Consider the following 23976-nt stretch of genomic DNA (forward strand, 5'->3'; position numbering starts at 1 on the left):
AGTCTTCATTCCTTGAGGTAGTTGAGATCTGGGTCATAGGTTCCGATCCGTTGTCCCTTGCGATTGAACATCTTCCAGCCATCCGACACGTTATGCCCGTCAACATCAGGCGTGATGTAGTTCTTCCCATTGGAGAAGACCACCTGGCCGTGTGAATTGAACGGGGCCTTTTGCGCGGGAATTCTCGTTCTGTATCCCAGAGCCCCGGCCCGATCCCCTACGGTTCCCGCGTACAGCTCTCCGTTCTGCTTACTCCGTGCAGCCACCGAGTCCGGATGGTACGGATCACCCTTGAGCGCAGGGGAAGAGGTGTATCCCTCAGGAAGATCACAGTTGCTGTTGTGAACGAGTACCGGCGTCGCGCCCGCCAGCACATAGTACGTGTGGAGATCGTCCACGGTCAGGTTGTGCGTGGACGTCCGCTCGGTCCACCGCTTGACCGCCGTGATCTCGACCCGCGTTCCGCTGCTGGTCCGGAGCCACTGCCCGGGCCGGAGGTCGGTGGCGTTGACCCACTCGTCCAGTTGGGGCACCCAGAAGGGATGTTCGTCCGTTGCTTCCAATGAAGCGGAGGGGCCGCCCTTCTTTCCGTCCGGATCTATGGTGATCCGGACAAGGTCCCGCACACTGTTTCCGAAGAGTTCGGCGGTGACGGTGTGGGCCGCCACCTTCCCCGTCTTCGGGTTCGCCGCCAGGACCTTGTCGCCCACCCGGACATCCTCGATCGGCTTCGTTGCGCCGTCCGCCATCAGCACACGCGTACCGGGGGTGAAGCTGTTGCAATCCCTGAGGGCCTTGAGGCTCTTCACGCCCTTCGCCGGCTTGAAGATCGGCAGATCCAAGGCGGCTTCCATGCAGCTCGAGATCGAGTTCGGGCAGTTTTTCCAGGCGTCGATGTCCGGCACGACGACGGACTCGACGAACCTATCGAAAAGCCCCTTCTTGTACATGTTGAATTCGGTTTGTCCCGCTGCGCAGAACTTCTCTGTGCTTTCAGATTCGCTGGAGCATTTCCATTCCGCCCACCGGGTGAGGAGCTCTTCGTGGCTCTTGTCGCCCACCGCGAACGGAAGGCGCTTGAGCTCCTCCAGCGAGGGGACGGCAATGCCGTGAATGACTCGCTGCTCCTCGCCGCCAGAATGTATCTGTGTGCTGGGTGTGCCGATTCCCCTGCCTCGGGCATACCTTTTCACGGCCTTTTGGGCCCACTGGTACACCTTTTTGACTGCTTTGAAGAAGCCAGGACCAAAGAGCAGTCCCGTCGGATCGGAGTAGGTGACCGGGTTGTTGTTGGCGTAGGTGTAGCCGTGAATCTGCTGCGAGTCGGCGAGATCCATGATCGGGTCGACGCTGATGAAGCGTCCGACGGCAGGGTCGTACTCCCGCGCACCCAGGTGGGTGAGCCCGGTGTCCGTGTCGCGGGTGCCGCCGACAAAGCCCTTGTCGCCGGTCCAGGTGGTGGGCTGGAGGCCGCGGGGGGCTCCGAAGAGGGTGGTCTTGCGGCGGGTGATCGCCTGGGTGGTGTCAGTGGTGACCTGGGTGGTCGTGGTGTTGTGGTGGTCGGTGAGGGTGAAAGTGAGGTTGGTGCCGGTCCGCACGGCGATGCTCTGGCCGCCGGCGGTGTAGTGGCGGGTTCCGGTGGTGAGGCCGACCTTGTCGACGTGGAGTTCGTTGCCGCCCGGGAGGTAGAGCGTGGTGCCGGTGGAGTCCTCGCGGATCAGCCGTTCGCCATCGGCCCCGTAGAGGTACTCCGAGGACTTGGCGCCCTGGGTGACGGTTTTGAGGTGTCCTTGGTCGTCCCAGACGAGGTTCTGGACATCGGCGGTGCCGAGTTTGCGGGTGAGGGTGTTGCCCGTCGCGTCGTAGGTGTAGGTCTCCTCGTGGGCGCCGGGGCCTGTCTGGGTGACCTTGGGGAGGTTGTGCCTGCCCGTGTCGGGGGCGGTGTAGGTACGGGTGATGTCCGCGGCCGGGCCGCCGGTGGTCTGGTGCTGGACCTCCGTCCTGCGGTTGCCCACCGGGTCGTAGGTGTAGCTGGTCCAGTAGGGGTCCTCGCCCCCGATCACACCCGCCGAGGGTGATGCCGCGCAGGTTTCGCCGGTGTTGGTCCAGGCTTCGGTGACGCGCCGCAGGGTGTCGAGGCTGAAACACTGGGTGTCAGTGGTGCGCTGGGCGTCCTGGCCGTAGGCGGTGGCGATCCGGGTGACGTTGCCTGCGGGGTCGTAGGTGTACCGGGTGTCCTCGACCCGTTGCGGTGCCGTCTCACGGTCCGTGACGGCCCGGACGACGAGACCGGTGTGGTCGTCGAACTGCCGTGTGGTGAAGAGGTGCCGGCCGAACGCGCCGTGTTCCAGACGCGCGGTGCGTCCGTAGTGGTCGTACGTGGCGGCGGAGATGAGCGGGTCGCCGCCCGCGTAGACGCTGTCGACGAGACCGCTGGTGTTGTAGGCGGTGGTGACGGATTCAGCCGGCAGACCGCCGAGCGCCGGATGGTCGGTCCCCTCGGGCTGACCGGTGTTGGGGGAGAAGTGGTTCGTCCACTCGTACGTCGCGGCGGGCAGGCCGTGGGCCGCCGGAATGCTGACCTTGGTGGTGGCGGGCTGGTACAGGTCGCCGTAGGTGGTGATCTCGTTCGTGTAGGTCTTGCCGTCGACGTGCCGCACCGCCTTGGCGGGCCGGCCCTTGGCCGCGGTGTCGTAGGTCCACTCGGAGAGCGTGGTGGCGCCCTTCTTCAGGGCGGTACGGCGTCCCAGTTCGTCGTAGGTGGTGGTGAGGCTCACCCCGCGCGCGTCGGTGGTGGTGACGGGCCGGTCACCGTGATCGTAGGAGGTGGTGGTGGTGCCCCGGTCCGGATCATCGGAGCCGGTCACGAGGCCACGCGTGTTGTGGGTGTACGTCCACCGCGCGCCGGACGGATCGGTGACGGTGTGGAGACGTCCGTGCCGGTTGTAGCCGTAGGTGGTGGACTGCGTGGTACTGGGGCCGCTGAGGTGTTGTTTCACCTGCGTGGTCCGGCCGAGGGCGTCGACCACGGTGGTCGTGGTGGTGCCGCCCGCAGGCGGGGTCACCGTGGTGGTGTCGCCGGTGTAGGCGGTGGTGACGCGCTTGGTCTCGTCACCGAACTTCTTGGAGATCACCGCGGTGGGACGGCCCGCACCGTCGAACACCGTCTCGGCGGATGCCGGGTAACGGCTCTCCTGCCCGGTCACCAGGGTCGGCTCCGGCGCCCCGGTGGCGAAGTAGACACCGGAGTCGTGCCAGGTCTCGCCACGGGTGTTGTACGACGTCTCCGTTACCAGGCGGCCCGCGCGGTCGGGGGATCTCACCTGGGTCTGACGGGGTCGCAGAAGACCGTCGTAGAAGGCGTAGGTGGTCTGGTGGACGGAGTTGTGGTCGAGGCTCTTGCTCGTCACGACGGTCGGGGCGTCGTTGCGAACGAGGTAGTCGAAGGTGTGGCTGGGGGCGTTGGGGAACGTCGCGGCGGAGCGGGTCGGGGTCCAGACTCTGGTGACCCGGCCCAACGCGTCGTAGCCGGTGGTGGTGACCTTCCCGTTGGCGTCGGTGACCTGTGTCGGCTGTCCCCGCAGCGGGTCCGTGATCGTGCTCGTACGGTGGTTGAGCGGATTGGTGACCGCGGTCGAGGTGGGAGGTTCGTCCGCCGCGGGCGAGTGGGTGGTGGAGGTCACCTTGCCGTAGGGGTCGGCCGCCTTCAATGTCCGGCCGTAGGCGTCGTAGCAGAGCTGCGCACCGCCGGTGCCGCAGGTGGCGGGGACGGTCATGAGCGGGTCGTAGCCGCTGCCGTCACCCTTGATCCGCTCGGACCGGGTCACGAGCGCCTTGGTGGGGGCGGTCCCGAAGGCACCGCCGTCGTAGTGGGTGCGGACATCGTCGATGACATCGGCCGGCCGGGTCACGGGCTTGTCGCAGGTGACAGCGACGGTCTCCACCCGGGAGACGGCGGTGAGGATCCAGACGTCCGGGTCGGTGTTGCGGGCGTAGGAGGTAGTGGTGCACTTCTCGTCGCCGGTCTTGGCGGTGTCGCCGTGGTCGGAGACCTCGGTGACCATGCCGTGGGAGTCATGGGCGTGGGTGGTCTTCGTGGTGCGGATGCCGCCGGTGACGGTGGTACGGGTCTCCTCGGCCTCGGTGCCGGTGTAGCGGGCTTCGAGGGCGGGCAGTCCGGTCCGGGCGCGGGTGGCGTTGACGGCGGAGCGCCAGGGTGTGTAGGAGGTGGCGGAGATGAGGGCGCCGCCGTCACCGTTGTAGGTGGCCTGTTCCCGGGGCGCTCCGGCGAACTGCTCCCGGTCGGTGACCGCGACACCGGCACCGTTCTTCACCTCGGCTCCGTTGATACCGCGGAAGTAGCGTGTCTCCGACAGGGTGCGTGGGTCGGTTCCGGCGCCCGTGCGGGTCTGGACGAGGTAGTGGCCGCGTGGGACGGAGTGGGTACGGTCCTCCGCCTTGGTGAACTCGTCGTCGCTCTTCGCCCAGGCGGCGCCGCCGACATAGGTGTACTCGGTGACGGTGTCGGGTGTGGTGGCGAGGTTGTCGCCCTCGACCACGCGCCGGGCCGGGTACGTGGTGAACCAGTCGAGCTTCGCGGTGTCACCCTCGTAGGCCCATTTGACCGGGTAGCAGAGCGTGGTGTTGGTTCCGTCGGGGGGAGGCGGACTGGTCGGGGTACAGCTCGGGTCGAGATAGTCGACCGCGATCGACCCTCCGGACTCGTTGATGATCTGGGACATGCGCAGGCGGATGTAGGGGGCGAGTCCGTCACCGCGCCGGTCGACCCGGTTGGGCTTCTGCACACCGGTGAAGCGGACGGGAGGCAGGGTCACGGTGCCGCCCGCCGTGCCGGTCCTGGTGATCGAGGAGAGCCACATCGGGGTGGAGATGCCGTCGCCGGACGGGGGGAAGTTCTGTTCCAGGGCCCAGGAGTCGACGCTCTTGTAGACGCCGCCGGTCAGGATCCGGGTGGTGATGCCGGTCAGCCGCTTACGGGACCAGAAGGAGGGGGAGTACTGACTCTTGCACTCGGTGGAGCCTTCTCCGCAGTACTGGTCGTAGGGGACATCGGGCCAGTTCTTCGCGTTGGGCTCGTCGAACGTCGCGCAGTTGGTGAGGCATCGCTCGCCGACGGTGAAGTCGACCCGGCCCATCGCCTTCTTCGCGTGGACGGAGTTCGCGCGCAGTCCGTACTCGATGCGGTCGAGGTGGCCGCCTCGGGTGTACGGGGTGACGGTGGCCTTGCCGGTGGTCAGGGAGACGTTGCGGCCGTAATTGTTGGTCTCCTTGTCCCAGTAGTAGGCCATGGCGTTGCCGCGCGGGTCGACGACGCGGTCGAGTTGCCAGCGCCATGCCTGTTGGCACCAGGCGTTCGCGAAGGAGGCGCCGTGGCATGGCTCGCCGGAGTGGTTGCCGAAGACGGGGACGGTCCAGGTGGAGTTGGTCACCGGGTCGTCGGGCTGATCCCCGTTGTCGCTCCAGCCCGGCAGCCGGTTGCGGCCGAAGTAGTACCGCATCCCGTCGGTCGTGGTGATTTTCCAGTGCTCGTTGTCGTTGTCACCGTTGACCGTGCCAGTCGTCAGTTTCTCGATCCGCTCGCCCGAGTCCGTGACGGGACGCCAGCCCTTCTCGGCGTCGTACACCAGCTCCGTGTTCTTGCCTCCGAGGGAGAGGGTGGCGTTGTCGTTGAACCAGCACAGGTCGCCCACCTTGGTGGTGTTGGTCCCCCCGGTTCTGTCGTCCTCGCACGGTGTGTACCGCCGCTCGATGAATCCGGGCTCGTATCCCCAGCCGTCACCGATCCAGCTCGGCTGGCTGTTCGTGGCCCCGGTCCTGCCGTCCACCGCCTGGGAGCTGTATCCCAGGGAGATGTCCGGCTGGAGCCCTCCCGGCACCGCCGGTGCGACGATGGGGTGCTGCCAGGCGAAGCCGCCGGCCGGGCCCCCGACCTCCCAGGACCCGGAGGTCTGGAGAGGGGTGGCTCGGTAGGTGCCCGTCGGACCGGAGTCCCCCGCCGAGAGCGCCAGCACGGCCGTACTTCCCGTTCCGGAGGCGGAGCGTTCCTTCACCGTCGCCCGGGGAATGGTCACGGTGGTGCCGAGCGTTCGTGATTCGGCGTCATGGGTGGTCGTCAGGGGTACGCCCGTGCGGCAGGCCGGGCGCTTGGGCGTCGTCAGCGCACACGCGGGCAGCCGTACGAGCCGCAGCCGGGCCGCCCAGTCACCTCCGTACGCCCCACGGAATCCGGTGTAGTCGACCCGGACGCCCACATCGGCCGTTGTTCTCGCACCCGGGCGGCTCACCGCGAGAAGGATCCCGTCGACGCCCGCCGCCCGGGCCGTGCGCCGGTCGATGACGGTGACCTTGACCTTGCCGGGGGCCGTGACCGAGGGCTTCCTCGCGTCGTGGACACGGCTGACGCTGACCGGCAGGGCCCCGGCCCGCCGCGCCGCCGCGCCGGCCGTGGCTGCCACGGCGACGGTGGTGCTGCCGGGCTCGGGCCAGGTGACCTTCGGTGCCCGCCATGTGCGTGCCGCCGCGTCGGCGGGGCGCGGAGTGCCGCCGGATCTCATCTCCGTCACCGGGACGGTCGGAGGCTGTTTCAGCTTCGGCAGGTCCGGGCCCCGGGGCGCGGCGACGGCCAATGGTGTGGCGGTCACTTGGATGCCCGGGAGGAGAGTGACCGTCAGGGCGATGGATATCGTCCCGACCCATCCACGTATTCCGAATCGTCTCAACGACCCACCCCTTATGTGGCAGTCACGAAAATCACGCCGAACGTATCAGCCGGATTCATGGCGCGGAACAGGATCGGACGCGTATTGCACGGAATGTCAAAAGCGCCGCACGATGCGTGCACAGAAGCGGCCGTTACCGAAGGATGGTCTTGACACGGACGTGCCATCATGCAAAGTCAGAGCAGCGGGCGCGGTGTTGTACTCCTCCTGCGAGGGCCGGCGCGCACGCGTCACATCGCTTGACAGTGTCACCTTGCGCACCCCTTTCGGCATTGAGGGATTCACCGCTCACCATTGATCGGTGGCAAGTGCATGAATGTGAGCAGATAGTCCGAGTCAATTGTTTCGAAGGCATAGGGAGTCAATGATGTTCATATCTTCGCGGAACCGGCGGCGGAGGTTCCGCCGCAGACCGCCCTGGTTGTACGGTCTGGTCGTCGGGGCTCTGCTGGCCTCCGGAGCGATGCCCGCAGTGGCGGCACCTGCGGCCGAGCGACAGGCGGGTGCCGCGTCCTCCGTGCCGGCACGCTCGACCGACGACGGCTCGGTGAGCGAGGAGGACAAGGCCCTCCAGGACGCCATCGCCCTGGGGCAGCCGGTCGAGCTGCTGTCCGCCCGTACGGAGACGAGCGACACCTGGGTGCGCCCCGATGGCTCGTTCTCGGTGGTGCGGCACGGGGCGCCGGTACGGCTGTGGCGGAACGGCGCCTGGGTGGCGGCCGACGCGACACTGGTCTTCGCTGCGGACGGCTCAGTGGTGCCGAAGGCGTCCCGGGTGGACGTGACGTTCTCCGGCGGCGGTACGGGGCCGATGCTGACGGGGGTGAAGGATGGACGGACCCTCTCACTGACCTGGACCAAGCCCCTGCCCGCCCCCACGCTCGCGGGCAATGTCGCCACCTATGCCGAGGTCCTCCCCGGCGTCGACCTCCAGCTGAAGGCCGACGTCGAAGGGTTCTCCCAGCTGCTGGTGGTGAAGAACGCCCAGGCCGCAGCCCATCCCGATCTCGCCCAGCTGCGGTTCACCATGGCCACCGTCGGGGTGACGGTCACCGAGGACCCGAACACCGGCGCGCTGGAGGCGACGGACCCCGCCGGGCAGACCGTGTTCACCAGTCCCACCCCCCTGATGTGGGACTCCACACCGCCTCCGACCGCGCCCGCCGCACGCACCCTCACGGCCACGTCCACACCCCAGGACACCTTCGAACCCGGGGCGGGCGCGAAGAACGCCGAGATGCCGACGGCGGTGGCCGGGGACACCCTCACCATCACCCCCGACCAGCGACTGCTGACCGGCGCGAGCACCACCTACCCGGTGTACATCGACCCCAGCTGGGCCTTCGGCGAGTGGCAGCACTGGGCCCGTGTCTACCAGGCATTCCCGACGACCTCCTACTGGGACGCGAAGGGCGACGTCCGGGTCGGCTACGAGTCCCAGACCGGCGGCCAGGACCGGATCTCACGGTCCTTCTTCCAGCTCGACACCAGCGGGGTGCGCGGCGCGCAGATCAAGTCCGCGACCTTCCGGATCCGCAACACGTGGTCGTGGTCCTGCCAGAAGCGAGCGGTCCAGGTGTGGCGCGTCGAGGACATCTCGAAGAGGACCACCTGGAACCATCAGCCGGGACAGCTCGGCGGCACACCACTGGACACGGTGACCGATGCCAAGGGCTGGGGCGACGGATGCCCGGCCGGAAATCTGGAGTTCAACGCCACCAGCGCCGTCCGGACGGCCGCGGCCGCCGACGACCCCAGTGTGACCCTCGGCCTGTACGCCGCCGACGAGAGCGACACCTTCGGCTGGAAGCGGTTCGACCCCAAGACCGCCAGGCTGGAGATCGACTACAACAACCCGCCGAAGACCCCCACCGGTCTGGGCACCAACCCGAGGACCAGCTGCGCGAACGGAGGTGTGATCGGCAACGCTCAGGTCAGCGTCTACGCGAAGATCGATGATCCGGAGGCCGGCATGCTGACCGCGCAGTTCCAGGTCGTGCGCACCGATCTCCCCGAGCGGCCGGTCGTCCTCAGCCGTGAACTCTCGGTGGCCAAGGGCCGCCACGCCACACTCGTCCTGCCCGCCACCAGTGTTCCCACCGGCACCTACAGCTGGAAGGTCCGGGCGAAGGACGGGGACGGCGCCACCTCGGCCTGGAGCGCGACCTGTGCCTTCTCCATGGACCGTACCCGGCCCGCCAGCCCGCCGGGCATTACCTCCAGGGGCAACGCGTACCCCAACGGGGACAACGGCTGGCCGAACCCGACCGGCCCGGCGCGTGCGCAGACGGAGTTCGTCTTCTCCAGCGGCGGGGTGACCGATGTGGCCTCCTACCACTGGTGGACCAGTGGTGACTCCGAGGTCCAGGAGACTCCGGTCGGCGCTCCGTCGGCCTTCGTGACCCCTCCGTCGTACGGCCCGCACATGATCCACGCCTACAGTGTGGACCGGGCGGGCAACCGCTCCGACACGGCGACCTACCTGTACTACGCGAACCGCTCCCGGGAGCGGGACAAACCCGGTGACCTCAACGGCGACGGCTACAAGGACATCTGGAGCACGGACGCCAACGGAACCCTGCTCACCTACGCGGGTGAGGGCAACCGGGAGTTCTCCTCCGCCACCCACGGCGGCGGCACCTTCCCCGGCCGACAGGTCGCCTTCCACGGAGACTGGATCAGCGAGGACGGCCACAACGACCTCATCTCCCTCGAACACAACGCGAACGACAACACGAACCAGCTGAAGGTCTACAAGAGCTCCGGCCGAGGGACTATCGACCGCGAGGACTATCTACGGCTCCGGGCCCGGTCGGCGGCGCTCGAACACTGGCGCACCGCCGAGCAGATCGCCACCGCCGACCTCAACGCTGACGGCAAGCCCGACATCCTGGTGAAACAGGGCAAGCGGCTCTGGCTCTACTACGGCAACCGCACCGTCCACCTCGACACCGGACGCGCACCCGTACTGGTGGGGGAGACGGACTGGGACCAGTTCACACCGGTCCTGCCCGGTGACCTCAACAAGGACGACGTGCCCGATCTGCTGCTGCGCCACAACGCCAGCGGCGATGTCTACCGCGCGTACGGGAAGAAGGGCCCCCACGGCGCCCTCGACACGGCGACCTGGGGGGCCGCCGGGACACGGGTGAGGATCGCCACCGGGATGTTCCCCGCGAGCACCCATCCCTCCATCGGGACCTCCGGTGACCTCGACGGCGACGACACCCCGGACGGCAGCAACGACGGCGACGGCATCCCCGACATCTGGGTCCGCAAGGCCGACAACACCCTGAACGGCCACCGAGGCATCAGGACGGGCGACGACTACACCGGCATCGGCTCCGCCTACCTCATCGACGGTGTCAACGGTGGCCGCCGCATCGCGGCGGGCACCACGCTCACCCCGGGCCAGTCCGTCAGCTCGCCGTCCGCGACCCTCACCATGAGGGCGGACGGCGACCTCGTCCTGACCTCCACCTCCAACCAGAAGCTCTGGTCCAGCGGCACGGCGGGCAACAACGGCGCCACGGCCCTCGTCCGCGGCGACGGCCACATCACCGTCAACTCCGCCGTCGGCGTGCTCCTCTGGTCCAGCGGACCGGCCACCGCGACCGGCGAGGGCTACGCACTGCTCCAGGACCGGGGCAACCTCGTCGTCCACAACGCCAAGGGCCACTCCCTGTGGACCTCCGGCGGCGCACCCCGCCACGACCACAACCGCGACGGCCGCAGCGATGTGGCGGCCTGGTACGACTACGCCGACGGCAAGGACGCGCTGCTCACCTTCGACTCCCTGTCCGACGGGACGTTCACGAGCTGGCGCTCGGCGTGGACCGCCCCCGCGGGCGACTTCGACGCGGACAACATGAAGCGCGTGACCGGTGACTTCAACGGTGACGGCATCGGTGACGCGGCCGCCCTCTACGGGTACGTCGACGGCCGGGTCTCCCTGTGGACCTGGACCGGCAAACCCGACGGCACCTTCAACCGCCCCTTCCGGTCCTGGGACGTCAAACCCGGCCACTGGACCTTCCAGCGGATGACGCCCTACAGCGGTGACTTCAATGGCGACGGACGCGACGACATAGCCGTCTGGTACGACTACCACGACGGCCGTGACACCGCCTTCGTCTTCAGTGCCACCGTGAAGGGCGGCTTCAACCATCCGGTGAACGCGTGGAGCGCGAGCTCCGGCTGGGAGCACTCCCGCTCCAAGGTCGTCACCGGCGACTTCAACGGCGACGGACGCGACGACCTCGCCGCGATGTACGACTATCCCGACGGCAGCGAGAAGCTCTGGACCTTCGCTGCCACCCCCACCGGATCCTTCGCCCGCACCGCCTCGTGGACCTCCACGACCTGGGGCGACTGGAGCCGTACCACCCTGCACGCGGGCGACTTCAACGGCGACGGACGCGACGACATCGCCACCTGGTACGACTACGCCGACGGGCATGACGCCGTCAACGTGTTCTCCGCCACCCCCAACGGCACCTTCACCGGCTACCACGAAGCCTGGACCAGCCCGGCCGGCACCTGGTACCGACCCCACCTCAAACTCGTCATCGGCGACTACAACGGTGATGGACGCGACGACATCGGTGGCATGTACGGCTACAGCGACGGCAGCGTCCGTATGTACACCTGGACCGCGAAGGCCGACGGCAAGCTGAACGGGGCCGCGAACGGCTGGTCCGCGCCCACCGGCAACTGGACCTTCAGCCGCTCCGCGTTCCTGGAGCGGTACCCATAGGTGTATTGCCTCGGGAGGTTGTGGACGGGTGATGGAGGTCTCGGCTGAGGGATCTTGAACGGGTGAGGGCCTTCCGGTTCGGTGTGGATTGCGACGTCCACACCGAGCGACAGAAGGCCCTCATGCCCCACCGTAATGCACCCCTGACCGAGACCGGGCGCCTACGTCTGGCCCACTGCGTGGTCAAGGGCGGCTGGCCCCTGCGCCGGGACCCCGGGGAATTGCATCAAGTGCATGATCAGCACAGGGGGTCTGCCCCTGTGCTGCGGGAAGTGTGGCGCTGCTCGTCCTGCTGACGCTCCAGGGTGATCGCTTGCTCTGACCTGGTGGTTGGCTTTAGACAGTCATTAGATGCATGATTCTGCCCTCTGGCGAGAGAGGGCGGCGAGTGTCCGACGGCACGCGTGAAATCGCGGGTTCGGCTCGGCTGGAGCTGGTTTCCGGGGTGCGCCTGCTGCATCCCGAGAGTGCCCCCGCCCCTTGACGATCTGATCCTCCAACTCGTTGACATCGCCAACGACCAGCACACGGCGACGTCGAACGAGCTCAATAAGCCCTGGCTCTTCCCGACCCAGCGGCCCGGACAGCACCTGACCAGCAAGCGCCTCAACGCTCGGCTGCGAAGGATCGGCTCCCACCCGAATCCGGACGATGCGCGGCCCTGCTCGACATCTGCACCACAACGCCGCCGGTCATTCTCGAACGCCTCCTCGGCGTCAGCGCCCCGGCTGCCGAGCGCTGGTCGGCCGGAGCCGTCAGGACCGCCTACGCGGCCGAGGCTGCAGGTCGTTCCCCGCTTGGTTGAGCGACAGACGAATGCGTCGTATCGGCGGGTTGACCTCGGTGATCCGCGCGAAACTACCGACAAATACGTGAGAGTCATGCAGGAAGGAGCTGGACGACCCCCACCCACGGGAAGTCGCCCGTCTTATGAGTCGCGCGAACGCTCCAGCGTCCTGCGGGCACAGGAACCTGGGCCTGCTCCGGGAGACCTCCCTGGTCCGGGTACTCCACAGCGAGGTCCGCTCCGGCTACGGCGGAGTCCAGGAGAACCGCCGACCCATCGGTCTCCCACACCCCACAGTCCTCCCAGTCGGTGGCGGGATCGTCCAAGACGGTCCTCGCGGCCTCAAGGAGCTCGGCATCTGAATCAGCGGCGAGCCACCGCACGAAGACGTTCTGTTCGGAGAGGTAGCAAGTCGTGGCTGGTTCGTCCGCCAACACCAACCCCGAGGCCTCCACACCAACGCCGACGATCCCGGCCCAGCCCTCTACGTCGCATGCGCGGTCGTAATCGTCGGCAACCTCAGTCCCGCCGACGATGATCCCGTCCTCCGTGCAGCCACCCCACTGGTCCACAGCAGAGGTCGGGATAACGATCAAGGGGCCACCCATCGACCGCACCCAAGCGAGGTCGGCGTGGAGGTATCGAGAGCTGTTGCGAGACGTCGTCATGCGATCAGTCTGCACACTCCCACCGACAGCGGCTGGGGAGCTATTCCGCACCAGCCAATATCCGAACCTACCGACAGCCGCCGAACGTCCCCAGGTCTCGCCCACCACTGCCCAGCGCTGGGCCGCCCGCTACCGGAGTCTGGGCGAGGCGGGCATGAGCGACCACTCCTCCCGCCCGCACCACAGCCCCCGGCGGACACCGACCCGCACCGAGCGCCGGATCATCAAGGTCCGGCTCCTGCGCCGGTGGGGACCGGCCCGCATCACCCATCTCCTCGGCCTGGGCCCCTCCACCGTCCACCGCGTGCTCGTCCGCTACGGCCTGGCCCGCCTCACCCACCTCGATCGGGCCACCGGACGGGTCATACGCCGCTACGAACGCGACCGGCCCGGCGAACTCGTCCACGTCGACATCAAGAAACTCGGCAACATCCCCGACGGCGGCGGCCACAAGGCCCTCGGCCGCCCGGCAGGCCACAAGAACCGCACCGGGACCGGCTACAGCTACATCCACACCGCCGTCGACGACCACTCCCGCCTCGCCTACAGCGAGATCCTCACCGACGAGAAGAAGGAGACCGCCACCGCCTTCTGGACCCGGGCCCACACCTACTTCGCCACCTGTGGGATCACCGTCGAACGCGTCCTGACCGACAACGGGGCCTGCTACAGGTCCCACGCCTGTCGGGACACACTCGCGGAGGCCGGGATCACCCACAAGCGCACCCGGCCCTACCGGCCCCAGACCAACGGCAAGGTCGAACGACTGAACAGGACCCTGCTCGACGAGTGGGCCTACGCCCGCCCCTACCGCTCAGAACAGGAACGACGCGACGCCTTCCCCGGATGGCTGCACACCTGCAATCACCACCGCGGACACACCGCGCTCGCAGGCAAACCACCCGCCAGTCACGTCCCCAACCTCACAGGGCAGTACAACCTAGGGACTCCGGGGATACGACCTGGAGCGCCCAACGAGAAGGCGGCCGGCCGTCGTGTGGCCGGCCGCCCCCCGGGCCCTGCGCCGTGACTACCAGTTGGTGCCGATCTGGACCCGTGTGTTCTCCTCGAACCCCGGCCCGGAGTAGCGGAAGAGCTTCTGAGTGGCCGTCTCGACCGCGAGGAGGTCGGGGACGCCGTCGCCGGTGAGGTCGCCGATGCCGGCGAGGTTGATCATCGCGTCCCAGCCGTCGCCGAGCTTCACTTTCGTTGCGCCGCCGTAACCGGGGCCGGAGTGGCGGAAGAGTTCCCCGGTCTGGGCGTGGACCGCGAGGATGTCCGCGATACCGTCGCCCGTCTGGTCGCCCACGCCGACGACCGTGTCATAGATGTTCCAGCCGTGGCCGATCTTGGCCCGGGTGGAACCACCGTATCCGGGGCCCGCGTAGCGGTAGAGGTCGCCGGTGGAACGTTCGATCGCGATGACATCGGGGGCACCGTCGCCCGTCTGGTCGCCCACGGCGGTCACCTGGGCCATGGAGTCCCAGCCGTGGCCGATCTGGACCCGGGTGGAGCCGCCGAACCCGGGGCCGGAGTAGCGGTACAGATCACCCGTGCCCGCCTCCACTGCGAGGATGTCCGACACTCCGTCACCCGTCAGATCACCCACCCCGGCGATGTCGCTGATGGATGTCCACCCGTGGCCGATCTTCACCCGGGTGCCGCCACCGTACGACGGTCCGGAGTAGCGGTACAGATCACCGGTGGCGGTCTCCACCGCGATCACGTCGGGAGCCCCGTCGCCGTTGAGATCACCGGCCGGGGTGATGTTGGTCATGCCCTTGTCAGGGATGACCACGGGTATCTCGATCACCCTGTTGAAGCGGTACGGCTTGAATCGGCCGAGCGTGATGAGATTGGCGGAGTACTGGGTCCGGTGGGCCACCGTGCCGGGCCCGGCCAGCTCGATGACGGTCGCGCTGGTCCGCAGGGCGTCGGTCCATTCCACGAAGACCGCCGCACGGCCCATGCCATTGCTGAGCGCGTCCCCGGGCTGGAGCTCGTCGACACCGCCCAGCCTGGTGGAGTGGTGGGGCAGCGTCCGCGGGGTGGCGCTGGTGCCGAGCCGCCAGGCCATCGAGACAAGACCGCCGCTGTCGGTGCGGTACGGACGGCCGTGCAGGTCGCCGCGATAGGCGGTCCGGTCGTAGGGCACCTGCTGATTGACCCAGTACTGGGCGCGGTTGATGATGTTCTGACGTGTTATCGGCCCGCCCACGAACGGAGGGATGGTCACGTTCGCCGGACGGGCCGCCGTCGGTGTCCCGGCCGGGTCCGCCGTGGCGGGCGATGCCTGTACGGGGGCCGTCAGGCCGAGGACGGCGGAGGCGAGCGCGACGGTGACGGCCGCGAAGCGGACGGGGACACGCGGGATTCGTCGTACTGACCACGACATGGTGAGAACTCCCAGGGTGAGAGGAATCGGGTGGCGGGCAGGCTTCGGCACACCCCGGCAGGCGGGGTGAGTCGGCATACCGCCGGGAAAAGGAAAGTGGGGCCATCCCCACGACGGGCACGCGCTCGCGGCGGTCGGCGCTACCACGAGCGGTCGCGGAAGCGTTCGTACCCAGAGGGCTGGTGGTCTGACGAGTGGTACGGAGAGGGGGCGGCGGTCCTCCCGGGCCGCAGCCCGGAGCTGACGCCCTACCGGTGTGCGCGGCGGATCACGCGACGGGTGCCCTGGTGCTCGTGACGCGGTCGGGCGGCTGCTCCCTGTGGGCCTGCCCGGTCTTCCCCGCCCGCGCGCTTCCCGTCCCCCCGGCACATCTCCCGCGCATCATCAATAAACCCCCTACAGCCGGTTCAACGCCTTGCCCGGGTTGGCCCGGCAGGTCAGGACCATTGTGCCGAGCCCGTGCGGGGGGAGACATGACGATCTGTGCAGAGTTGGCGACTGTCGCGGGCGCGCACGGTGTCGCCGTCATGGGGGGTGTCGGAGGCGCGTCTACGTATCACCGAGCGATGTCCGCGCGTGTTCGTCCACCAGGGCCTCCACACCGTCCAGGATGCGGGCCATGCCGAAGGTGAACTCGTGGTCGGGATCGCCTGTCTCGAAGAGCACCCCTGAGCGCAGGAACCGTGCCACCCGGGGGTGGTGTGCCGGGTCCGCGACGCGTTCCACGGTTCGGACGTACCGGCGCATGGCTTCCTCCGGGTCGAGGCCGGAGGCGGCGACGGCGGCGCCCAGGTCTGCCGCGACGGATGCCTCGTGGCGGACGAATCCACCGATCAGCATGATCACGGAAATCTGTTCCCCGTCGTCGAGCGGTGTGTCCGCGAGCGCGTCGAGTCCACGCTCCCACCAGGCGACGGAGTTGGGGGTGAGGGGCGGTCCCGTGATGGGGAGCCGGAGCATCCATGGATGGCGGTGGACGGTTGCCCGCTGCGCGGTCGCCCAGGTGAGCAGGGCATCCCGCCAGCCGGTCCCGGGGGGTGGCGGCGGAGGCGGCGGGCCGACGGCGGCCTCCTGCATGAGGAGGTACAGCTCGTCCCTGGCGGCGACATAGCGGTAGAGGGACATCGTCGAGGTCCCCAGTTCCTTGGCGACACGGACCATGGACACCGAGTCCAGGCCCTCTCGCGCGGCGAGGTCCACGGCGGTGCTGACGATCCGGTCGATCCTCAGCACCGGTTTGCGACCTCTCGAGGGGCGTTCGCGCATTCCCCAGGCCGCCTCGGCGCTGGCGGGCAGCCAACTGTCGGCGCCGTCGCTGCCGTTCATACCGCCCGCCCTTCGCCGTGCTCCGTCTTGACGGTCATCCTAGTAATGCGTAAGCCTTACACAATATTGCGTAAGGCTTACACAAAGGAGGGCCTCTTGCGCGATCCGTCCGTCGTAGCCGTGCCGTGGGTGGTGAAGCCCTCCGCTCGCACCGTCCCGGTCGGCGGCGGAATCGACTCCGCACGCGTGCCCGGCATCGCCGTCGCGTTCCTCGGTACGGACGGCGCCGGGGAGACATCAGCGTCCCGGACCCACGCCTGCCGTTCCGGCTCACGAGCGCGCGACCGCGAGTCCACGCATCCCGATGCCCGGCCGTACGGCTGCCACGCGCAGCGCGCCCCGTTAGGACTGAGGCACACCACCCCTGACCCAGGAGCCCGGCATGAACTGGAACACCGCCTCCCAGACCACCCCCGTCCACGGAACCCCCTCCTGCCCCGCGGATCCCTCCGGCCCCGATCTGCTGCACCGCATCGACGCCTACATCGACCGGAACCTGTCCGACCCCCAGCTCAGCCCCCGGACCGTCGCCGCCGACCACCATGTCTCCCTGCGCATGCTCTACGCCTTGTTCGACGCCCGCGACATGAGCGTCGCCGCCTCCATACGCCGACGGCGCCTGGAACGCTGCCGCGCCGACCTCGCCCGGTCCCCGCTGCCCGTCCATGTAATCGCCGCGCGCTGGGGGTTCACCAGCTCAACCGTCTTCAGCCGGGCGTTCCGCGAGGTCTACGGCACGTCACCCACCGCCTTCCGCAGGGCGATGTACGACGGAGCGCGAGGCGTGGGTGGCCACTCGGCCTCATGGGTGTGACGGTGTCGGCCTCGTGTCGTCCCCCGTCTGACGACACCTCAACAAGCCGCCCGCGCTGCCCCGGGCACCTGGCAGGCTGTCCACTGCTACGCCGGTGACGCGGCTTACGAGTGCGACAGCCAGATCGAACACCGCTCCACGCGGTTCGGCCGGCCGCCCGTTCGGTGCCTACCGGGGCGAACCCGGCCCCGCGCCTCATTCGGGACGCCAATCAGCGGCCTTGGCGACTACGACCTTTTCGCCAGGCCGACCGTGTGCTCTGTGCTTCGGGGGCGCCCGTGGTGAGGGCAGGGGACACCGCCGCGTGATCACGGGGCAGAGGCTGTGGCCCCGGATCCTGACGGGCTCCCGGGGGCCCTCTGCAGTCCTGAGCGCCTGCCTCGCGGCGACGAGAGCCGGTCCCTCGACACCCTGAGCCCTGCAGGTTCCCTACCACGGGTGTCCATGCACGACGGCCGCCGCTTCCCGCAAGCTGCTCCACAGTTCGTCATACGCCGCGCCGTCGTCGGGAGCAGCCGGGGAAGCGCTCCGGCCGGCATGTTCCCGGCCCCTCTCGTTCACCTCCGGCCACCCGTCATGAGGCTCACGGGACCAGGGAAGGCGCGCCTGCCGGGTGGAGTTCCGCATACAGCCCGGCGGCCCGCCGCTGTGCTGCACCGAGGTCCGGAGGGAAGTCGTACGGATCGAACGCCCCGGCGGGGTTCGGCCCGGGGCTGGGGGTTCTCACCCTCCGAGCCTACGTCGGCGCGTCGGAGCTGAGGCGGGGGTGCTCGCGTGTGTCCGGTACCCGGGGGCACGGGCACGTCGGCAGCGCAACTGCGGAGCGTTGTGCCGCCGATGCCGCCCAGTGACGTCACCGGCTGCCCGCACCGCCAGTGGGTGCCGTGAGGCCGGGCCAACGCGGTTGCCGAGGCCGGCCGAGTTCGCTGGAGGCTTCGGTCACGCGAAGCGCAGCGACTGGGCAGCGGGCTGAGCCGCAATGTGCGGTCTCGGATGCTGCGGATGTTCACCAGGGGTGACGTCACCGGACGGTGGTGCAGATCCGGATCTGCGTGAACGGCTGACCGTTCTGGCGCTGGCGTCAGGTGGGGCACCCTGGTGCGATGGATGATGTCGAGGCGATATGGCAGTCGTGCCTGTCCGGACTCACGCCGTCGAAGCGAGCCGCGGCGGAGTTGCTCCGGACTCGGTTCGAAGCCCTTGGTGCGGCTGACGCACAGAGGAGGTGCTGGCCAGCAGCTCGGAGCCGTTGATGGCGAAGGAGGTGGCCACGGCCGTCACGGACGGGTACCTCTCGCTCAAGCCGACCGTTGCCCTGGTCCGTGATGCCCTGAACTCGCATATCGGCAAGGGCCGGGCTGAACGGGAGTCGCGGCAGAAGGTGGTCTGGTACACCGCGACAGAGGCCGGTGCGAAGGCGGCAGCCAACGGTGCAGAGGGGACATCGGCATCCGAGCGTGCTACCGCTAACGAGCCGGAGCAGGCCACGCCCGTGCCCGCGGGGGAAGAGGCTGCAGCCTCCTGACACCTCATGGACGGCGCAGTGCCTTCATGCGGAGGTCACGCGGAAGGTCGGTGTGCGGGAAGGATCCCGTAGCCCGGGCAGTGGGTGGGGAGCGGGCCAGGTCGGCCGTTCCCCACACCCCTTTTCAAGTGACGGGTCCAGAACTCGGCGTCACTCCGAAGAGCGCGGTCGCGAATGCTGATCGGGGATCCGAGTGTGCGGGTGGTGAGATCCTGACCTGTGGCGTTGGCTGGTGAGCGCTGCTGATGGCGGGCCCGGTCACCAGAGCACGAGACGAGTCATTCCGATATCTACTTGGAGTTCCGATGTCAGAGCTGGACTGGTCGCCAGGCTCACGCCGGGGGCGAGATCGACACCTGGCTCGCTCGTCAGTGGCTTCGTCATGGCGTGGATGGCGACGAGGACATGCCCGCGGTCCGATGACCAGACGAGTCATGTGAAGGTGCCGCCGTCCGCGTTGCCCAGCGCATCCTTGCGAGCTGGTCCCATGCGGCGTGAGGTCTGGGGAATCCGGCAGCCGATCCCTGCGGAAGCAGTTTTCTTCGGTGAGCCCCAGGTAGAGGGGTCACCGAAGCACGGCACGAACAAGGAGAGAGGCGAGAGTTCACATGAGCGCCGGGAACCGCTGGGACTGGGCCTGCGGCGAGTTGCTGTCCTTCAACCTCATCCGCGGCCGTAGCGTGGACGATGTCCTGCGGTGCTACGGCGCGGATCCTTCCCAGGCCCGGACGTTGAGGCGGCGGGAGTCGGACGAGGCCTTTGGGCCCCCGCATGACAAGGGGACGGTCCTGCGCGCGGGACGGGCCGGTGACTGGTCGTTCTGCATGGAGACCTGGTGGTTTCCGGCGGGGTCCGACCTCGTACTGCTGCGGAGGCTCTCCGAAGGCACAGATGCCATCCACTGCTTCCGCAACCTCGAGGGAGGGAGGTCCGTGCGGCATGTGCGAGACGGCCGGACGATGGAGAGCTTCGAGCTGGGCATGGAGCCCCTGGCTGAAGAAGAAGCACCTCTGGGTCTGCACCGGGCATTCGAGCAGCTCGCGGCACAGCGGGCGTATGGCGATGACGGCCACGACGAGATCTGGTGCGTCCTGAGTGAGGTGACCGGAGTTCCCCTGGACACCACGCTGGTCAACGGCCCGCTGCCCACGCTCATGCTGCCGCCCGGGACGAACACGCACAGATCCGGGGAGTACGAACCCCCCGCCCCCGCGACGGGCAGGCCCGGGCTCGGCCCGCGGATCGGCGAGCTTCCGTCCGGGTGAGCCGCTCCGGGCTGGGGGCGGTGCGGTCGACGGCAGCGGGCGCCTGGGGGAGAGGAAGGCAGATCCGGTCGGCGACCTCGTTCGCAGTGAGGTGGGTGACCTTGACGCGCAGTACGGGGGCAGCGCGGTGGCTGGGAGCGTTACTGCCGGCCAGTCCGGGCCTGCCGCGAGTGTCGGCCCTGTCCTCTACCGTTGTCGGAGCGGGCTGCGCTCCCCGCGCCCGGCTCAAGTTCGACCGTCGTGGCCGGTCACGTGCCTGCCTCCTGCCGGGTGCCGTGGGTGCGGTCGTGCTGCTCGCGGGAGATGTCGGCGAGCATCCGGTGGAGGTCGTCGAGGGGGTCTCGCCGAACTGGTGGCCGGTGGTGAAGTTGAACTCGTCGCGGCCGCGCATGGCTTCGTCGGCGCCGTGGGCGGTCAGGTCGACGTCGCTGTAGGTCTGCATCGCGAGGGGGTCGTATCCCTGGTTGACGAGTTCGTCGAAGACGGGGGAGCCGGGGTAGGGGCGGAAGGTGAAGGCCGAGGCGCGGAAGGTGCCGGGCAGCCGGTCCGACAGGCCCCGTAACTCCTTGATGTGCCGGATCGTCTGTCCGGCTTCCTCACGGGATTCGCCGGGATAGCCGAGGATGAAGTACCCCTTCACACGGATGCCGTGCTCAAGGAGGCGGCGGGTGACGTTCAGTGTCATCCCGGGTGTGATCCGTTTGTCCATGGCGGCGAGGATCGTGCGGGCCCCGGACTCGATGCCGAGGGCGACTTCCCGCAGCCCGTTGCTCCGTGTCGCGGCGAGGACGCCGTCGTCCTCACGGTCAAGCACGTTGATGCGGCCGGTGGCGTCCCACACGTACCGGTCGCCGATCCGTGTATCGGTGAACGCCCTGAGCGCGGGGTGGATGACCCGGCGGGCGCCCAGGAACAGGTCGTCGACGGCGCGGAACGCGCTGACACCGTGTTCGTCGTGGAGCTGGTCCATCTCGGCGATGATGTCGTAGGGGTCCGACCGCGCTGGGTCGGGTTCAACCGGTCCCCGGGGGCCAGATCCAGCTGCGAGCACCGCGGCAACCGCGGCCGGCACGGACGACGAGGAGTGAACTCTCCATGCTGCCGTGGGGCAGCGCAGGATGTCACCACCGTCCGGTGCCACCCCACCGCCCGGTGAGGGCCGGCACCGGCTGGGGGAAATCCTGCTGTTCGGCCGGTTGGCGGTGTCCCGGGAGAGGCAGCGCCGCATCGCGCCGGTCCGGATGGGTCTCGGGCCGGACCGATGTGCTCGATCCGCGCGGCGCGGATCGTCGCCCCTGCCTCGGCACCGGAGTGAGGACCACCAGCGGCGGCAGCACTGGGTGCAGCGTCACCAGGACGGACACGGTGGCCGCCTTCTGCGCTAGGGAAGCGATCACCCGCTGCGCCTCGGCCTCCAGATCGGCCATCGCCTGCGCACCGTTGTCGGCGGGCGTCATCCGGCTGGTGATGCAGGGCATCGACGGTTTGAGGCACTCACGCGGGATCTCGGCTGAGGGCCGATGCGGTTCAGCCGGCCCCGCTGGTCGGGACTGGTGTCGGTCCTGCCGGCTCACCTTCTACAGGAGATCCGCTCACGGCAGACAGGAAAGAACGGCCGAGGAGTGGATCTCGCGTGGCGAAGCATGTCAACGTACAACCCCCCAGCTGTTGCTGCCGATACTCCGGCGTGGGTCGCACCCTCCCTCACGTCTCCATCCCCGTTCGTTTCCGTGGCTGAATTGACCCGTTCGACGTGCTCACGGCTCCCGCATTTCAGTGCCCACAGGTGGTATAGCCGACGATCCCCGGTTCGCGAAATCGGGGATCCCCCGGACTCTTGTCTCTGTTCGCGCAGCCCTGCCTGGCGGTGGAGCCGCGCGGGGTCCACCCCCTGCATGCGCTACGCCTCTGACTTCGGAGGCATCTCCTGTGTTCGTAGCCGAACACATGCCTGCCGCACGCAGCCGAAACCGAGGAAGAGAAGCATGGCCCGTCCCCCTGCATTGAAACTCGCCGAGGTGCTTGCGGAGATCCGCATGAGTCCGTCGGCGTTCTACCGCATGCGTGCCCGAGGGCAGGCGCCCCGCATGATCAAGCTGCCCAATGGTGAACTCCGCTGTCGCCGTTCGGATTTGGATTCCTGGTGGCAGGTATGTGAAAGGAATTCTGAAACGTGGCGATGAGCTACAACGTCCGCTTCTGGGAAATTCGTGAGCGCCCCGGCCGGAGTACCCGATTTCAGGTGCGGTGGACGGTCAACGGACGTGAGAAGTCGGAATCGTTCAGCACCACAGGGCTGGCCGAGAGCAGGCGTGCGAAACTCATGACCACGGCACGCGAGGGCGAGCCGTTCGACGAGCACACAGGGCTGCCCGCGTCCGAGCTCCGGGCGATCAGGCAGCGGACGACCTGGTACGACCTCGCCCACGACTACCTCGACCAACGGTGGGACCGCACTCCGGGCAACACGCGCCAGACCCTCGCCGACGCCTTCGCCACCATCACACCCGCCCTGGTCCCTCCCGGCGCAACCTACCCGGAGCCGAGGGTGCTGCGCCGCGCCTTGTACTCATGGGCGTTCAACAAGAATGCCTGGGACCGGGAGCCCGGCGACGAGTGGCGCGGAGCGCTGGGCTGGATCAAACGCCACTCCCTGCCCGTCAGTGCCCTGGAGGAGGCTGATGTGCTGCGACGTGCGCTGAACGCCCTGTGCCGCAAGCTGGACGGCAGCCCGGCCGCAGCGAGAACCGCACGCCGCAAAAGAGCAGCCTTCAACGAAGTCCTCAACACCGCAGTCGAAAAGGGCTACTTCGTCAAGAACCCTCTCAACGGAATCAGGTGGAGCGCTCCGCCTGTCAACGAGGAGGTGGACCCGGTTGCCGTACCCAACCCGGGCCAGGTCGTGCGGCTGCTCGCGGCGGTCGGCCGGCAGCGCGGGCGAGGTCCGCATCTGGAGGCATTTTTCGGCTGTATGTACTACGCCGCAATGAGGCCCGCCGAGGTGAACCACCTCCGGCTCGACCAGTGCCATCTGCCGGCCACCGGGTGGGGGATGCTGAACCTGTCGGGCGGTGTCGTGACCGCGGGAAAGGACTGGACGGACGACGGCGCCGTCCACGAAGTGCATCCGCTCAAGCGCCGCGCGGCCAAAGCGACCCGCCCCGTACCGGTCCCGCCGCCATTCGTTCGCATACTCCTCACGCACGTCGAACGGTTCGGTGTGACACCGGACGGTCGGCTCTTCCGGAACGAGGCCGGCAATTACGTGGACCCTGCCGCCTACGGCTTGACCTGGGCCAAGGCGCGCAAGGCGGCCCTGACCCGGACCGAGCACGCCTCCGGCCTCGCGAAGCGGCCCTACGACCTCCGGCACGCCGGGATCTCGTTCTGGCTGTACTCCGGGGTCGACCCGGCCGAATGCGCCCGCCGCGCAGGACAGAGCATCCAGGTGCTGTTCCGCCACTACGCCAAGTTCCTGGACGGAGTCCAGGAACAGTCCAACCGCCTCATCGAACAGTCCATGCAGGAGTGGGACCGTCTCGGCCGCGGCGTCCCGCCTGCCGAATGAGCCCCGAACCTGGACCGGAAATAGACCGGAACAGCTGGTCGCAGGTGGGATAGGGGCGGGATGAAGCGGGAGTTACGGAAGATTCCGGACTCCCCTGTTAGAGAAATGGCTGGGCTGCTCCTGATCGGTAAA

At 68.3% G+C, this 23976-nt stretch carries 12 protein-coding genes and 1 pseudogene; 7 read left to right on the forward strand and 6 right to left on the reverse strand.

The window, feature by feature from the left end:
- Positions 1 to 5: 5 nt before the first annotated feature.
- Entirely contained in the window at positions 6 to 6575 is a 6570-nt protein-coding gene (locus AB852_RS24980) for a polymorphic toxin-type HINT domain-containing protein (protein ID WP_245876929.1), read from the reverse strand.
- Positions 6576 to 7257: 682 nt separating this feature from the next.
- Here AB852_RS24980 and AB852_RS38805 point away from each other — a divergent pair.
- The gene (locus tag AB852_RS38805) at positions 7258 to 11496 is read left to right on the forward strand and encodes an FG-GAP-like repeat-containing protein (protein WP_143201278.1); all 4239 of its coding nucleotides are present in this window, start codon (positions 7258 to 7260) and stop codon (positions 11494 to 11496) included.
- An 879-nt stretch (positions 11497 to 12375) separates the two neighbouring features.
- On the opposite strand, the gene AB852_RS24995 is transcribed toward AB852_RS38805, so the two are convergent.
- Positions 12376 to 12951 carry an Imm21 family immunity protein gene (locus AB852_RS24995; RefSeq protein ID WP_073792456.1) on the reverse strand — a complete coding sequence of 192 codons (576 nt, stop codon included), beginning with the start codon at positions 12949 to 12951 and terminating at the stop codon, positions 12376 to 12378.
- Between AB852_RS24995 and AB852_RS25000 the strand changes: the two are divergent.
- A pseudogene (locus tag AB852_RS25000) lies at positions 12950 to 13888 on the forward strand (IS481 family transposase); the annotation flags it as partial. The gene AB852_RS24995 and the pseudogene AB852_RS25000 overlap by 2 nt on opposite strands.
- Positions 13889 to 13981: 93 nt before the next feature.
- Here the strand turns inward: AB852_RS25000 and AB852_RS25005 are convergent.
- Complete coding sequence (locus AB852_RS25005; protein ID WP_073792457.1) at positions 13982 to 15346, reverse strand: FG-GAP repeat domain-containing protein; 1365 nt, start codon at positions 15344 to 15346, stop codon at positions 13982 to 13984.
- A gap of 549 nt (positions 15347 to 15895) precedes the next feature.
- Positions 15896 to 16672: a TetR/AcrR family transcriptional regulator gene (locus AB852_RS25010; protein ID WP_073792458.1), complete on the reverse strand. Its 777-nt coding sequence runs from the start codon at positions 16670 to 16672 to the stop codon at positions 15896 to 15898.
- 382 nt (positions 16673 to 17054) lie between these two features.
- Here AB852_RS25010 and AB852_RS25015 point away from each other — a divergent pair, with 382 nt between their 5' ends.
- The 3 genes from AB852_RS25015 to AB852_RS25025 all read left to right on the forward strand — a co-directional run bounded on the left by AB852_RS25015 (position 17055) and on the right by AB852_RS25025 (position 20276).
- Positions 17055 to 17486 carry a helix-turn-helix domain-containing protein gene (locus AB852_RS25015; protein WP_073792459.1) on the forward strand — a complete coding sequence of 144 codons (432 nt, stop codon included), beginning with the start codon at positions 17055 to 17057 and terminating at the stop codon, positions 17484 to 17486.
- Between the two features lie 1225 nt (positions 17487 to 18711).
- Positions 18712 to 19011, forward strand: a complete 300-nt coding sequence (locus AB852_RS25020; protein WP_073792460.1) for a hypothetical protein — start codon at positions 18712 to 18714, stop codon at positions 19009 to 19011.
- Between the two features lie 608 nt (positions 19012 to 19619).
- Positions 19620 to 20276, forward strand: a complete 657-nt coding sequence (locus AB852_RS25025) for a DUF6461 domain-containing protein (RefSeq protein ID WP_073792461.1) — start codon at positions 19620 to 19622, stop codon at positions 20274 to 20276.
- On the opposite strand, the gene AB852_RS25030 is transcribed toward AB852_RS25025, so the two are convergent.
- A complete protein-coding gene (locus tag AB852_RS25030) occupies positions 20164 to 21246 on the reverse strand; it encodes a B12-binding domain-containing radical SAM protein (protein WP_073792462.1) in 1083 nt (360 codons plus the stop codon). The genes AB852_RS25025 and AB852_RS25030 overlap by 113 nt on opposite strands.
- A gap of 151 nt (positions 21247 to 21397) precedes the next feature.
- Positions 21398 to 21733 carry a hypothetical protein gene (locus AB852_RS25035; RefSeq protein ID WP_143201279.1) on the reverse strand — a complete coding sequence of 112 codons (336 nt, stop codon included), beginning with the start codon at positions 21731 to 21733 and terminating at the stop codon, positions 21398 to 21400.
- Between the two features lie 528 nt (positions 21734 to 22261).
- On the opposite strand from AB852_RS25035, the gene AB852_RS40975 reads away from it, so the two are divergent.
- Together AB852_RS40975 and AB852_RS25045 are read left to right on the forward strand one after the other, a co-directional pair.
- On the forward strand, positions 22262 to 22459 hold the full coding sequence (locus AB852_RS40975) for a helix-turn-helix transcriptional regulator (protein ID WP_073792464.1): 198 nt from the start codon (positions 22262 to 22264) through the stop codon (positions 22457 to 22459).
- Positions 22456 to 23844, forward strand: a complete 1389-nt coding sequence (locus AB852_RS25045; protein WP_073792702.1) for a site-specific integrase — start codon at positions 22456 to 22458, stop codon at positions 23842 to 23844. The genes AB852_RS40975 and AB852_RS25045 overlap by 4 nt, the downstream gene beginning before the upstream one ends.
- The last annotated feature ends 132 nt before the right edge of the window (positions 23845 to 23976 follow it).

Source organism: Streptomyces uncialis (assembly GCF_001905345.1).
Taxonomy (GTDB): Bacteria; Actinomycetota; Actinomycetes; order Streptomycetales; family Streptomycetaceae; genus Streptomyces; species Streptomyces uncialis.

Coding starts and splice junctions, on each gene's coding strand:
- AB852_RS24980 (WP_245876929.1), bottom strand. CDS start 6,575: ATGAGATCCGGCGGCACTCCGCGCCCCGCCGACGCGGCGGCACGCACA.
- AB852_RS24995 (WP_073792456.1), bottom strand. CDS start 12,951: ATGACGACGTCTCGCAACAGCTCTCGATACCTCCACGCCGACCTCGCT.
- AB852_RS25005 (WP_073792457.1), bottom strand. CDS start 15,346: ATGTCGTGGTCAGTACGACGAATCCCGCGTGTCCCCGTCCGCTTCGCG.
- AB852_RS25010 (WP_073792458.1), bottom strand. CDS start 16,672: ATGAACGGCAGCGACGGCGCCGACAGTTGGCTGCCCGCCAGCGCCGAG.
- AB852_RS25015 (WP_073792459.1), top strand. CDS start 17,055: ATGAACTGGAACACCGCCTCCCAGACCACCCCCGTCCACGGAACCCCC.
- AB852_RS25025 (WP_073792461.1), top strand. CDS start 19,620: ATGAGCGCCGGGAACCGCTGGGACTGGGCCTGCGGCGAGTTGCTGTCC.
- AB852_RS25030 (WP_073792462.1), bottom strand. CDS start 21,246: ATGGACCAGCTCCACGACGAACACGGTGTCAGCGCGTTCCGCGCCGTC.
- AB852_RS25035 (WP_143201279.1), bottom strand. CDS start 21,733: ATGACGCCCGCCGACAACGGTGCGCAGGCGATGGCCGATCTGGAGGCC.
- AB852_RS40975 (WP_073792464.1), top strand. CDS start 22,262: ATGGCCCGTCCCCCTGCATTGAAACTCGCCGAGGTGCTTGCGGAGATC.
- AB852_RS25045 (WP_073792702.1), top strand. CDS start 22,456: ATGAGCTACAACGTCCGCTTCTGGGAAATTCGTGAGCGCCCCGGCCGG.